The sequence below is a fragment of the Microbacterium schleiferi genome, from assembly GCF_038150145.1.
GTDB classification, from domain to species: Bacteria; Actinomycetota; Actinomycetes; order Actinomycetales; family Microbacteriaceae; genus Microbacterium; species Microbacterium schleiferi_B.
The window spans coordinates 23345-36076 of record NZ_JBBWSA010000006.1 but is presented as its reverse complement, the minus strand read 5'-3'; the positions used below and the strand labels follow the sequence as shown (position 1 = coordinate 36076).

Annotated in this window: 9 protein-coding genes and 1 pseudogene; 8 read left to right on the top strand and 2 right to left on the bottom strand. The window is 64.7% G+C overall.

Annotated elements, in window-relative coordinates:
• The first annotated feature begins 8 nt into the window (after positions 1-8).
• The 3 genes from AADH62_RS07980 to sucB all read left to right on the top strand — a co-directional run bounded on the left by AADH62_RS07980 (position 9) and on the right by sucB (position 4632).
• A complete protein-coding gene (locus AADH62_RS07980; protein WP_341578974.1) occupies positions 9-1493 on the top strand; it encodes a leucyl aminopeptidase in 1485 nt (494 codons plus the stop codon).
• Positions 1490-2863 carry a dihydrolipoyl dehydrogenase gene (gene lpdA, locus AADH62_RS07975; protein WP_341578973.1) on the top strand — a complete coding sequence of 458 codons (1374 nt, stop codon included), beginning with the start codon at positions 1490-1492 and terminating at the stop codon, positions 2861-2863. Before AADH62_RS07980 ends, lpdA begins: the two co-directional genes overlap by 4 nt.
• Positions 2864-2925: 62 nt before the next feature.
• Positions 2926-4632, top strand: coding sequence for a 2-oxoglutarate dehydrogenase, E2 component, dihydrolipoamide succinyltransferase (sucB, locus tag AADH62_RS07970; RefSeq protein ID WP_341578972.1), 1707 nt, complete (start codon positions 2926-2928; stop codon positions 4630-4632).
• Positions 4633-4668: 36 nt separating this feature from the next.
• On the opposite strand, the gene AADH62_RS07965 is transcribed toward sucB, so the two are convergent.
• The gene (locus AADH62_RS07965; protein WP_341578971.1) at positions 4669-6006 is read right to left on the bottom strand and encodes a hypothetical protein; all 1338 of its coding nucleotides are present in this window, start codon (positions 6004-6006) and stop codon (positions 4669-4671) included.
• Positions 6007-6162: 156 nt separating this feature from the next.
• Here AADH62_RS07965 and AADH62_RS07960 point away from each other — a divergent pair, with 156 nt between their 5' ends.
• Positions 6163-6873 (top strand): DUF4191 domain-containing protein, encoded by a 711-nt coding sequence (locus tag AADH62_RS07960; protein ID WP_292726371.1) that lies wholly within the window; start codon positions 6163-6165, stop codon positions 6871-6873.
• 46 nt (positions 6874-6919) lie between these two features.
• Here the strand turns inward: AADH62_RS07960 and AADH62_RS07955 are convergent, their stop codons facing one another.
• Positions 6920-7315 carry an RDD family protein gene (locus tag AADH62_RS07955; protein WP_228178864.1) on the bottom strand — a complete coding sequence of 132 codons (396 nt, stop codon included), beginning with the start codon at positions 7313-7315 and terminating at the stop codon, positions 6920-6922.
• Positions 7316-7456: 141 nt separating this feature from the next.
• On the opposite strand from AADH62_RS07955, the gene glnA reads away from it, so the two are divergent.
• The 4 genes and pseudogenes from glnA to AADH62_RS07935 all read left to right on the top strand — a co-directional run bounded on the left by glnA (position 7457) and on the right by AADH62_RS07935 (position 12723).
• Positions 7457-8881, top strand: a complete 1425-nt coding sequence (gene glnA / locus AADH62_RS07950; RefSeq protein WP_228178865.1) for a type I glutamate--ammonia ligase — start codon at positions 7457-7459, stop codon at positions 8879-8881.
• Positions 8882-9165: 284 nt separating this feature from the next.
• Positions 9166-10893, top strand: coding sequence for a DUF262 domain-containing protein (locus AADH62_RS07945; protein WP_341578970.1), 1728 nt, complete (start codon positions 9166-9168; stop codon positions 10891-10893).
• A 5-nt stretch (positions 10894-10898) separates the two neighbouring features.
• Positions 10899-11543 (top strand): annotated as a pseudogene (locus tag AADH62_RS14585) (DUF262 domain-containing protein); the annotation flags it as partial.
• A 610-nt stretch (positions 11544-12153) separates the two neighbouring features.
• Positions 12154-12723 carry a PucR family transcriptional regulator gene (locus AADH62_RS07935; protein WP_341578968.1) on the top strand — a complete coding sequence of 190 codons (570 nt, stop codon included), beginning with the start codon at positions 12154-12156 and terminating at the stop codon, positions 12721-12723.
• Positions 12724-12732 lie beyond the last annotated feature (9 nt).

The following is a 12732-nucleotide window of genomic DNA, read 5'->3' as shown; positions in this document are numbered from 1 at the left end:
ATGAATACATGGCCAGTCCTGTCGTCGAATTCAGCGAAGCCCCGGTTACCGAACACGACGCAGACGCGGTGGTGATGGTGATCCCCCTCGTTTCCGCAACCGCTGGCGACGAGTGGGAATCCCTTCCCGGACTGCGCGAGAGCCTGGAGTCGATCGGGTTCACAGGCGCGGCGGGATCGTATGCCCGAGTGGCGGTTCCGCAGCTGTTCGCTCACCCCGTTGCCGTCGTCGGCAGCGGTGCGGGTCGGGACGCGGCATCCGTTCGCAACGCTGTCGGTGTTGGAAGTCGCACTCTGACCGGGTTCGCCACTGTCGCGGTGGCTCTGCCGTTCCATCAGACTGCGGATGCGGCGCTCGCAGCCGCCGAGGGCGCAGGTCTCGGCGGCTATAGCTTCGCGAGCTTCAAGAAAGAGCCACCGAAGCCCCGCGCGACGCGTGTCGTCGTTCACGCTGCGGCGGCGGTTCCGCCCGAGGATGCGGCACGAGTGCGCGCGGTGATCGAGGCAGTCGCACTTGTGAAGGATCTCGTGACCACCCCCGCCGATGCCCTCGGCCCTGCTGACATGGCTGAGGTTGCCAGCGACCTGCTGACAGGCCTCCCGGCAACAGTCCAGGTGTGGGACGAAACCGATCTGGCGGCCGGCGGGTTCGGTGGCATCCTTGGTGTCGGTCGCGGGTCGGTTCGCCCACCACGCCTGGTTCGCGCCGAGTATGCGCCGGACGGCGCGACGCGTCACGTTGCTCTGGTCGGCAAGGGCATCACGTTCGACTCCGGTGGGCTCTCGCTCAAACCCGCCGCCGGCATGGTCGACATGAAGTACGACATGTGCGGCGCTGCCACGGTCCTTGCTGTGCTTCGCGCCGTCGCCGAGATCGGCGCTCCCGTGCGCGTGTCGGCGTGGCTGTGTCTGGCCGAGAACATGCCCTCGGGAACGGCGACGCGCCCGGGCGACGTCCTTCGCATCGCCGATGGCACGACGGTCGAGGTGCTGAACACGGATGCCGAAGGCCGGCTGGTCCTTGCCGACGGCCTTGTCGCGGCGAGCCGCGAGCACCCCGACCTCATCGTCGATGTGGCAACCCTCACTGGTGCGATCACCACAGCGCTTGGAACGCGGCACGCAGGTGTCATGGGCGATGACGACGCCGTCGCCCGATACCTTGCTGCAGCGGATCGTGTCAACGAACTCGCCTGGCAGATGCCCCTTCCCGACCACATGGTCGATGAGCTCGACTCCCCCATCGCGGATCTTCGTAATGCAAAGGTCGGTGACCCCGCGGGAGGATCCCTCTTCGCTGGTCTGTTCCTTCGTCATTTCGTCGGAACACGCGACAACACCGACGGCAGCGGATCCCGGATCCCGTGGGTTCATCTCGATATCGCCGGTGTCGGCATGAACAAGGGCGCCCCCTTCGCCTTTACCGACAAGGGCCCGACCGCCGCGACGACCCGGAGCCTCATCGAGTTCGTCCTCAACGAGGCCGGCCGATGAGCGAGGACGCCTTCGACATCGTTGTGCTCGGCGGCGGCTCCGGAGGCTACGCGGCAGCGTTGCGCGCCCGGGAACTCGGACGAACGGTTGCTCTGGTCGAGCGAGACCAGGTGGGCGGGACATGCCTTCACCGCGGTTGCGTCCCCACGAAAGCGTTGCTGCACTCCGGAGAAGTCGCCGATGTGGTGCGGAACGCTCGGCACCACGGCGTGAGCGCGAGCCTTGATGCCATCGATATGGCCGCGGTCCACGACTACCGTCGCAAGATCGTCAGCAAGAAGCACGCAGGACTCACCGGACTTCTTACCGCGCGCGGTGTCGTCACCGTGACCGGTGACGGGTATCTCGAGCCCGGTCTGAAGGTTCGGGTGGGAGACCGCACCCTGTCGGCATCCGACATCATCCTTGCCACTGGCGGGCGCACCCGCGAGCTTGCCGATGTGCCTCTCGGCGGGCGGGTGTTGAGCAGCGACACCGCGCTCGAGCTCGACGAGGTGCCGTCATCCGTCCTCATCCTCGGCGGCGGCGTCATCGGTGTCGAGTTCGCCAGCATCTGGCGCTCGTTCGGGGCAGAGGTGACGATCATCGAGCCGCTCGCGCGCCTGCTCCCCTCAGAAGACGAAGCCAGCAGCGCTGCGCTGCTCCGGGCGTTCCGCAAGCGAGGGATCACGGCGACCTTTGGAGTCTCGTGCACGGGTGTCGACGCGAGCGACGATCACGTCACGGTGACCCTGTCGGATGGTTCGACCCGCACCGCCGACTACGTTCTGGTTGCGGCGGGCCGAGTTCCGGCTACCGCTGACCTCGGCTTCGAGGAAGCTGGCGTTGAACTCACTGCCGGGTTCGTCGTGACGGATGCCGAGCTGCGCACGACCGCACCGCACATCTGGGCAGTGGGTGACATCGTTCGAGGGCCACAACTTGCCCATCGCGGCTTCGCTCACGGCATCGCTGTGGCGGAGCGGATCGCCGGGCTGTCCGTCGCCCCGCTCGACGACAACTCCGTTCCGCGCGTCGCGTACTCGAGTCCGGAGGTAGCTTCCGTTGGGCTCACGACAGCGGCGGCGGTCGAACGGTTCGGTGAGGATGCCGTTCAGGTCGCGGAGATCCCACTGGCAGCGAACGCCAAGAGCGAGATCTTGGGAACCACCGGATTTGCGCGGGTCGTGCGGCGGCGCGAAGGCCCGGTCCTGGGTGTGCACCTCGTCGGCGATCGCGTCGGCGAGCTCATCACCGAAGGACAGTTGCTCGTGGGCTGGGACGCGCACCCCGAAGACGTCGCCCCCCTCATTCACGCCCATCCGACACAGAGCGAGGCGCTCGGCGAAGCGCTCTTGCTGCTCTCGGGCAAGCCACTACATGCGATCTGACGACCGCCCCCGCAGAATCACTAAGCTGGAAACGACATCGGCATCCTGAAGGAGACAAACTCATGAGCACTTCCGTGGTCCTCCCCGCACTCGGCGAGAGTGTTACGGAGGGAACGGTGACCCGCTGGCTCAAGAAAGTGGGAGACACAGTTCAGGCCGATGAAGGGCTTCTCGAGATCTCGACCGACAAGGTCGACACCGAGATCCCCTCTCCCGTATCTGGCGTGATCGAGGAGATCCTCGTTGACGAGGACGAGACCGTCGAGGTCGGCGCGATCCTGGCGAAGATCGGTGACGGCTCATCCGCACCCTCGTCGGACGCTCCCGCCGAGGAGGCTCCCGCCGAGCAGGCGCCGCAGGAGTCGGCTCCCGAGCCCGAGCCCGCCCCGGCCGAAGAGCCCGCACCTGCACCCGCTCCCGCAGCGCAGGCCGCTCCGTCCGGCGAGGGCAAGGACGTCGTCCTGCCCGAGCTCGGTGAAAGCGTGACCGAAGGCACGGTGACCCGCTGGCTGAAGGCCGTTGGCGACACCGTCGAGGTCGACGAGCCGCTGCTGGAGATCTCCACCGACAAGGTCGACACCGAGATCCCCTCCCCTGTCGCGGGAACGCTGCAGGAGATTCTCGTACGAGAAGACGAGACGGTTTCGGTCGGTGCGACGCTCGCCCGAATCGGTGACGGTGCCGCGCAGCAGTCCGCCCCAGAGCCCACACCCGCTCCTGAGCCGACGCCGGAACCCGCCGCCGAGAAGCCTGCGGCTGAGCCCGAGAAGCCCGCAGCGCCGAGCCACACGGCAGAGACCCCCGCGACCTCGTCCGAAGTGACCGAGGCAGCCGCCGACGAAGCTGCGCCCGAGTCTGACGGCGACGGCAAGACGTATGTGACCCCGCTCGTTCGCAAGCTCGCGCAGGAGAAGGGCGTCGACCTCTCGACGGTCAAGGGAAGCGGCGTCGGCGGACGGGTCCGCAAGGAGGACGTCCTGGCAGCTGCCGAGTCGGCAGCAACGCCCGCGCCCGCAACTGCTGCGCCTAAGCGTGCTGCTCGGGAGGTTTCTGAGCTCCGTGGCACCACGCAACCGATGTCGCGACTGCGCAAGGTTCTCTCCGAGCGCGCTGTCGCGTCGATGCAGTCGACGGCTCAGCTCACCACCGTGGTCGAGGTCGACATCACCAAGGTTGCGGCATTCCGCGACGCGGTGAAGGGCGACTTCCAGAAGAAGACGGGCGACAAACTCTCATTCCTGCCCTTCTTCGCGCTGGCAGCCGCCGAGGCTCTGCAGGCGTACCCCGTCATCAACGCGACCGTCGACGAGGGTTCGATCGTCTACCCGGCAACCGAGAACCTCTCGATTGCCGTCGACACCGAGCGGGGCCTGCTGACTCCCGTACTGCGTGATGCAGCAACAAAGAACCTCGCTCAGATCGCTCACGAGATCGCCGATCTCGCGGCCCGGACGCGCGACAACAAGCTCAAGCCCGACGAGCTGGCCGGCGGCACGTTCACGCTGACCAACACGGGATCCCGTGGCGCGCTGTTTGACACGCCGGTCGTTTTCTTGCCGCAGTCCGCGATCCTCGGCACCGGCACTGTCGTCAAGCGACCCGGTGTCGTGCAGGTTGACGGAAAGGATGCGATCTCCGTTCGCTCGTATGTCTACCTCGCCCTGTCGTACGACCACCGGATCATTGACGGTGCGGATGCGGCCCGCTTCCTCGGTGCCGTGAAGGCGCGCCTCGAAGAGGCAGACTTCGCCGGCGATCTCGGCATCTGACGGGATCGGCGTCGAGCCGGCAAGAACGTACCAGCACTACGCAGATGGCTGCTGCGTGAGGTCGAGAACCTCACGCAGCAGCCATTTGTCGTCGTGACGTGCAATCACAACGAGCTGCGGCGGAAAGCCGTCGGCCTCGGCGCGAACGACCGCGACATCCCCGTACTCGTCGACCAGATGAAGGTTCCGAAGAGCTGCAGGAGCGGCGGCGGCGCCGGTAGCGAATGCCACATCCCCACGCTCGGCGACCGTCCCGACGCAGGCGGCATCCCCGGCACACGTCGACATGGCGTCGAGGATGACGCCCGCCACGCGAGGCAGATCAGGCGCGTCCGCCTCGATGTGGGAGTCGGACGAAGCGGTTTCGCCGGTATCCGGCGAGATGACATCTCCGGTCGGTGCACCTTCTGCTGGCGCACTGCGCGCATCAGGCGCCAGGACCGTGACAGCAATAGCCAGGACCACGCCTACGGCAACAGCACCAATGACCAGCCGCCCCCGCCCGACAGGGCGCCCCGCTCTCGGGCCACGTCGAAATGAACGCAGAGCGCCACGGGCAGAGGCAGCCACGTCCGCGAGAGTCTCATGCCATCCGCCATCGCCACCGCGCACGAGCCGATCGAAGGCACCAGGCTCATCAGGCGGCACGACCCGCGACTCGGCCCGCAGGTGGGGCTCAACCACAGCCGGGCTCGGAACCAGCCGCACAGTGGCCGGGGCTTCGGACGACGGACGAAGCGGCCCGGGCTCGACCCACTCGAACACGGCTCGCTCACAGGCATCGAAGCCACCTGCGCGGTGGTCATCGGCTCGCAAGACAGCCACGATGGCATCCCGGACGGAGCCACCCCGCGCATCATCGAGCGGAAGTCGGTTCAGGATGCGGCATGCGCTCTCCCGAGCGGGTTCCGCGCCGGGCCCGAGGGCGAAGACGGGCCTGGCGGAGCCGGACAGCCACCATGCTCCGCCGAGATCCTTCCCAGCTGCAACACGCAGCTCGTACGCCCCGCGCAACAGGCTGATCATGATGGTGGCACACTCCGGTTCCGTAAGAGGCGATCGTAGGCCGTCCCGCACCTCAAGGTACGTTTCGAGGGGCTCGCGACACGCTTCGACCAGTGCGCCAGCGGCGGCTTCAGAGCGGGACGTACCCATGTGTACGACATCCAGTGCGCGCAGCACGTGCGTGTCCTCCTGCGGCGTCCAGAACAGCTCGCCCGCAGGCACCTGTTCAGGATCGATCAGTAGGTGAACGCCCGCCGGGCTGCGTACGAGGGTTCCCGCGTAGGGCGACTCTCTCGTTGTCACACGGCGCAGCGGTGTGAACGCGATCAGGAGCGGATCATCCGCCCACCCGGGCATTGCATCACTCATGCCCCCAGCCTGAGCGGAAGCGGCGGCGGCCCAGCCAAGGCCCATCCGGTGCGGGGACTGACGAGCCCAAGCATGGCCTGGGGAGGAGAGCGCTCGGGGATCGGCTGCCGTACGCAGCAATGCATACGGCACTTCCCGCCCGGGTACGCTGGAGGGATGGCAGCACGCGCGTCCTCACCGGAGAAAAGGCCCGGCTTCTTCTCGCAGCTTCGTACCCTGTATACGTTCACGCAGCAGACCTACCGCGGTCTTCCCTGGATGCTCGTCGGTGTCGTGCTCGCAGGCGCCGCCCTCGGCGTCGGAGTCGGGTTCCTCATCCCGCCGGTCGCGGTCTGGAGCATCATCCTCTGGGGTGTCACCGGGCTTCTCTTCGGCGTGCTGATGGGCCTGACCCTGACGACGCGACTGTCGACACGCGCGATGTACAAGCGCATCGACGGCGTCCCCGGGGCCACCGGCCACGTGATCTCCACCTCACTCGGCCGTTCGTGGCAGGCTAACGAGAACCCCGTGGGCGTCAACCCCAAGACGCAGGAAGCGGTTTATCGCGTCATTGGTCGCGGCGGCGTCGTCATCATTGGCGAGGGTTCACGCGGACGACTGACTCGGCTGGTCAACGACGAGCGTCAGAAGGTTCAGCGTGTGGCATCCGGTGTACCGCTGACAGTGATCTACGTCGGGCACGGTGATGACGATGTGCCGATCTCGCAGCTCGCAACCCGGATCAAGAAGCTCCCCAAGAAGATCGACCGCGCAACGATGGCCGCCGTCATCAAGCGAGTTGACTCGGTTTCGCAGTCGCTCACGTCGCTTCCGATTCCGAAGGGCATCGACCCGACCAAGGTCAGGGCACCGCGTCCGCGCTGATCCCTGACAGCCCGCGGAGCGTCGAACCCACGGACGTGCCCCCGCCTCAGCGGCTGCGAAGCAGAACCGTGCCGGCAGCCTTGTCGTGCAGCCCTCGCTGATCGGCATCCCAGATCACTGCCGGGATCACAACGATCAACAGCAGCGTGCGAATCACCGGTCGCCACAGGCCGACCCAGCCCCCGTCTACGCGCTGGAGCGTCAACCCGAAGATCCGGTGACCGGGGCTGCCCTGCAGCGTCGGCAGGAAGGCGATCTGAATGAGCGCGAAGATTCCCAGAATGGCGAGCGGGTCCCATCCGAAGAACCCGGAAATCAGGTACGCCGCGCCGTAGTCGATGCACAGTGCACCGACTCGGCGACCGAGTCGACCCATCGATCCGGGCCCAGACTCCGGAAGTCCGAGCCGTTTGCCGGGGTAGTCCTGGGCAACTGAGGTCACCGAACGAGCCTACCTGGGCGAGTCGATTCGACAGGCTCGTAACATGCCCGAAACAATAGGGACACGGCAGGGCAATCCCTGCCGACTACCGTTTTGGGAAACCCGACACGGGTATCACCACGCCCTACCTCTGGAGTCTTCATGTTCAAAGATTCATCTGAGGTGCTGAAGTTCATCAAGGACGAGGACGTCAAGTTCCTCGACATCCGTTTCACGGATCTCCCCGGTGTGCAGCAGCACTTCAACATTCCGGCATCCACCGTCGACGAGGACTTCTTCACCGTCGGCCAGCTGTTCGATGGATCCTCGATCCGCGGATTCGCGAACATCCACGAGTCGGACATGCAGCTCATTCCGGATGTCACCACGGCGTACCTCGACCCGTTCCGCGACGCCAAGACGCTGATCATGGTCTTCGACATCTACAACCCGCGCACCGGCGAGATCTACCACAAGGACCCGCGCCAGGTCGCGAAGAAGGCAGAGAAGTTCCTCGCCTCAACCGGCATCGCGGACACCGCGTACTTTGCACCGGAGGCTGAGTTCTACATCTTCGACGACGTGCGCTACGAGGTGAAGCAGAACTCTAGCTTCTACTCCGTGGACTCCTCCGAGGGTGCCTGGAACACGGGCCGCGAAGAAGAGGGCGGCAACCTCGGAAACAAGACCCCGTACAAGGGCGGCTACTTCCCCGTCTCCCCCGTCGACAAGACCGCTGACCTGCGTGACGACATCTCGCTGCGGCTGATCGAGTCGGGCCTTGAGCTTGAGCGCGCCCACCACGAGGTCGGTACCGGTGGCCAGCAGGAAATCAACTACAAGTTCGACACGATGGTTCACGCCGCCGACGACATCTTGAAGTTCAAGTACATCGTCAAGAACGTGGCTGAGCAGTGGGGCAAGGTTGCGACCTTCATGCCCAAGCCGCTGTTCGGCGACAACGGCTCGGGTATGCACACCCATCAGTCGCTGTGGCTCGAGGGCAAGCCCCTCTTCTACGACGAGGCCGGCTACGCACAGCTCTCCGACACCGCTCGGTGGTACATCGGTGGCCTGCTCGCCCACGCTCCGGCTGTTCTCGCATTCACCAACCCGACGCTCAACTCCTACAAGCGTCTGGTCAAGGGCTACGAGGCTCCGGTCAACCTGGTGTACTCGGCCGGTAACCGTTCGGCAGCTGTGCGCATCCCGATCACCGGATCCAACCCGAAGGCCAAGCGCCTCGAGTTCCGCGCCCCCGACTCCTCGGGTAACCCGTACCTCGCGTTCGCTGCGCAGTTGATGGCCGGCATCGACGGCATCATCAACCGCATCGAGCCGCACGAGCCCGTCGACAAGGACCTCTACGAGCTGCCCCCCGAGGAGGCCAAGCTCATCCCGCAGGTGCCGAACTCGCTGCTGGACTCGCTCGACGCCCTGCGCGCCGACCACGAGTTCCTGCTCCGTGGCAACGTGTTCACGCCCGAGCTCATCGAGACCTGGATCGAGTACAAGTTCGAGAACGAGATCCAGCCGATCAACGCCCGTCCTCACCCGTTCGAGTACGAGCTGTACTTCGGGGTCTGATTCCGGGAGGCCCTCAGAGCCACACTTCCGGTTCTTGAGACCAGCAATTCACTGAGCCCCAGGCGGCAGTAGCCGTCTGGGGCTCAGTGTACCTCTGGACGTTTACGGACGGCTACGGGCAGTAAACGGACAGGTTTTCGGACAGCGGCGCACGAGCTGCTTGAGCGAACCCTCCACGCTTCGGAGATCTAGGCAGTCAAAGGTCGGGTAGCGCGCACAAATGCCTCCCCTCTCGTCGGCGAGCTGGTCAACCGAGCGTCGGGGGGCTCCACTAGCGTGGACATGTGGATGCGATTCTTGAACCGCGAGCAGTCGGTGACGTCACAGGAGCCTTCTTCGTTCCCGGTTATCAGCGGGGTTACCGTTGGGGTCCTGACGAGGTGGACCGTCTCCTCGCAGACATCTGGGAGAGTAACGGCGCGCCGTACTACCTCCAGCCCGTGGTCGTAAAGCAGATGGCCGACGGTCGGTGGGAACTCATCGACGGCCAGCAGCGGTTCACCACTCTGTACCTGATCTTCCAGTACATGCGGGATCAGGGGCTGCAAAGCGCCGGCGCTGGCTACTCGATCGAGTACGAGACACGCCCCGGTAGCCAAGAGTTCCTACGGTCGCCGATGGCCGACCACAACGACGAGAACATCGACTTCCACCACATCTTCGGAGCGTACGAACGGATCCGCTCATGGTTCGAGGCGTGGGAGCATCGCACTCAGCACGTCGCCAATAAGTTCTACGGCTACCTCTTCGACTCGGTCAAAGTGATCTGGTATGAGGCATCGCAAGATCTCGACTCCATCACCCTGTTCACCCGGCTGAACGTCGGGCGGATCCCGTTGACTGACGCCGAACTCGTCAAGGCGCTCGTGTTGGCAAACAGCCGCGCGCGTCCTGGATACTCAGACAAGAGCGAGCAGATCGCGGCGCAGTGGGATCAGTTCGAGCGGGAACTTCGCGCGCCGGAGGTCTGGTCGTTCATCACGGGCCGACACGAGAGCGAGGCAACTCACATCGGGCTCGTCCTCGACACTCTCGCCGATCAGATCGGCGGGAGGCCTTCCGGTCGGCACCGCCCTCGCTACTACACGTTCGAAACGCTGAGGAACGAGATCACCGCAGGTGCGCAGGCATTCTGGGACCGAGTCGTGAAGCTGCATTCGCTGATCCTCGGCTGGTACGACGACCGCCAAGTCTTCCACAAGGTCGGATTCCTGATTCAGGTTGGAAGCGACACCTTCGGGCAACTCGTGAATCTGGCCGACGGACTCACCAAGCCGCAGTTGCATGCGGCACTCGACGGCCGCATCCGTGATGTGCTCGACCTGACGGAGGAGGACCTCGGCGCACTGGATTACGACACGAGGAGCGCGAAATGTAGCGAGGTATTGCTGCTGATGAATGTGGAGACAGTTCGCGCTCGTAAGGACGACACTGCCCGGTACTCGTTCAACGCCCACTCACGCGGCTCCTGGTCTCTGGAGCACATCCACGCGCAGAACGCCAAGGAACTCCGGCGCGACGAGAAGATCTGGCGCGAGTGGCTCCTCCTACAGCGCGATGTCGTGGAGGACCTGCCGACGCTCGAGAGCGCCGTCCGCGCCGAACTACTTTCCGAGATCGATGACGTGCTCGGGATGATCGCGGAGCAGCAGGTGCATGGAGTCGGCGTCCGCTTCGACGCGGTGAAGGCCGCAGTCGAGGATGCCCTCACGGACGAATCGACTCGCCGGGGAGAGAACGTGCACTCGCTGGCGAACCTGGCCTTGCTGGCAAGCGGTGACAACAGTGCTCTGAGTAACTCGACGTTCGAGGTCAAACGCCGGGAGATTCTTGCTCGGGACAAGGCAGGCTCCTACATTCCGCCGTGCACCCGCAACGTGTTTCTCAAGTACTACACCGATGCCGATGACCAGCAGATTCACTTCTGGGGAGCCGCCGACCGCGAGAGCTATCTGAAGGCGATCCTCGAAGCCGTCGCCCCGTACCTGCAGACGTCTGAGGTTGCAGCGTGACCGAGATGCGAGGCACCAAGACCTCATTCGCCCGCATGTTCCAGCCGGGTGAGACCGGCGCGGACACCATCAAGCGTGTCGAGATCCCGCTCATCCAGCGGGACTACGCGCAGGGCCGAGACGAACGCGATGTCAACGCCATCCGCGCAGACTTCCTCGGCGTCCTCATCGAAGCGCTCGTAAGCGACGAGGCTGTTGACCTCGATTTTGTGTATGGGGAGATTGGCGACGGGACTCTGCGACCCCTCGACGGACAGCAGCGCCTCACAACCCTGTTCCTCATTCACTGGTATATCGCCGCGCGAGCGGATCGACTCCACGAAGCCGCGGCGGTCCTCCGGTTCGAGTACGCGACTCGTGCCAGCGCCGAACTCTTCTGCCGCGAGCTCGTGAAGCCTGAGCACTCCCCTGGCGAGGACTTCTCCACACCGAAGACGTGGATCACGGATCAAGCGTGGTATCTCCATGCCTGGCGGCATGACCCGACAATCCAATCGATGTTGAACATGCTTGACGCGGTCCACGAGCGAATCACCGCGGAGAACATCGATCTCGACTCCGCATGGGAGCGACTCGTGGACGAGTCGAAACCAGCGGTGTCCTTCTACCTTCTTCCCATCGACGACATGCCGTCCGGCGAAGAGCTGTACATCAAGATGAATTCGCGGGGAAAGCCGCTCACGGACTTCGAGAACTTCAAGGCGAGACTGGAGAAGCTCTTTCACGAGACTCTGCCCAAGGACGACTTCGACGCGATCATCCACAAACTCGACGGTGTGTGGAGCGACCTGCTCTGGAGCTTCCACGGCGGAGACCACCTCATCGACGACGAGTTCCTCCGGTACCTCGAGTTCATCATCGAGATCAGCGAGTGGCGCGACAACGTGATCCCTGAGGGTACGCTGCTGGAGCGGGCGGAACGCGCCTTCGACGTCGGCAACCCGAACGCAGCGAGTCACGTCGCCTTCTTGACTCATGCCTTCGACACCTGGGTAGGTGTCGACGACGTGCGCGCAGCATTCGAGGAGCACTTCGTCGACCTCGCCCGCAGCAGCGCCGCATCACAGACCGGGCGGGTGCCGCTCGACACCACGAATCTCAACCTGTTCGCAGGCTGTCTCGAGCTTTACGGAAAGCGAACTGGAAACCGGCGGCTATTCTCTCTGGCGGAGACGCTCATGCTCTTCGCCGTGCTCATTCATCGGCAGTATGCGACCCGCGAAATCGCGGTTCGACTCCGAATCCTTCGCAATCTCGTCGATGGCGCCGACGACGAAGTATCTCGGGCTGCTTGCCGGGAGCCCAGGCACCGATGTGGTGGAAGCCCTGCAGTTGATGGCCGGGTCGGTGCAGTCGCGGATCGGGGTCAGTCTGCCTTTCGTCCTGCTCGAGAATGCCCAGACCGCCGTCACTCAGGCGCTGCTTGCGCTCAGGTGCGTACCTCCGACGAGCACCGGAATCCACGCATACGGTTCAGCCCCGATCGACACCATGCTCGCGGCACAGCCCCGATACGCAGCAGAGTTGCGCGACCGCGCTTTGGGCACCTTGTTGAAGCTGGACGAGGATGACGCTGGAGTGCTGCTGGAGACGCTTCAGACGTGGTTCGCCGCTGATGGATCTACGGTCGCGTGCGCGCAGGCGTTGCACTGCCACCGCAACACAGTGCTCCATCGTCTCGGGCGCATCGCCGAGTTGACCGGGAAGTCGGTGATGAAACCGCAAGATGCCGCGGAACTGTTCGTTGCTCTGCGTGCCTTGCTCCTGACCAGCGGGCTGGGGCCGCTGGCCCGGCGCAAGCTGGCTGCAGCGCCCAACGACGTTGCGTGATCTGGGTTC

What these genes read in the sequence shown, in the direction of transcription:
- AADH62_RS07935 (WP_341578968.1), top strand. Translation starts at nt 12,154, where the DNA reads ATGGCGCCGACGACGAAGTATCTCGGGCTGCTTGCCGGGAGCCCAGGC.
- AADH62_RS07965 (WP_341578971.1), bottom strand. Translation starts at nt 6,006, where the DNA reads ATGAGTGATGCAATGCCCGGGTGGGCGGATGATCCGCTCCTGATCGCG.
- sucB (WP_341578972.1), top strand. Translation starts at nt 2,926, where the DNA reads ATGAGCACTTCCGTGGTCCTCCCCGCACTCGGCGAGAGTGTTACGGAG.
- glnA (WP_228178865.1), top strand. Translation starts at nt 7,457, where the DNA reads ATGTTCAAAGATTCATCTGAGGTGCTGAAGTTCATCAAGGACGAGGAC.
- AADH62_RS07960 (WP_292726371.1), top strand. Translation starts at nt 6,163, where the DNA reads ATGGCAGCACGCGCGTCCTCACCGGAGAAAAGGCCCGGCTTCTTCTCG.
- lpdA (WP_341578973.1), top strand. Translation starts at nt 1,490, where the DNA reads ATGAGCGAGGACGCCTTCGACATCGTTGTGCTCGGCGGCGGCTCCGGA.
- AADH62_RS07980 (WP_341578974.1), top strand. Translation starts at nt 9, where the DNA reads ATGGCCAGTCCTGTCGTCGAATTCAGCGAAGCCCCGGTTACCGAACAC.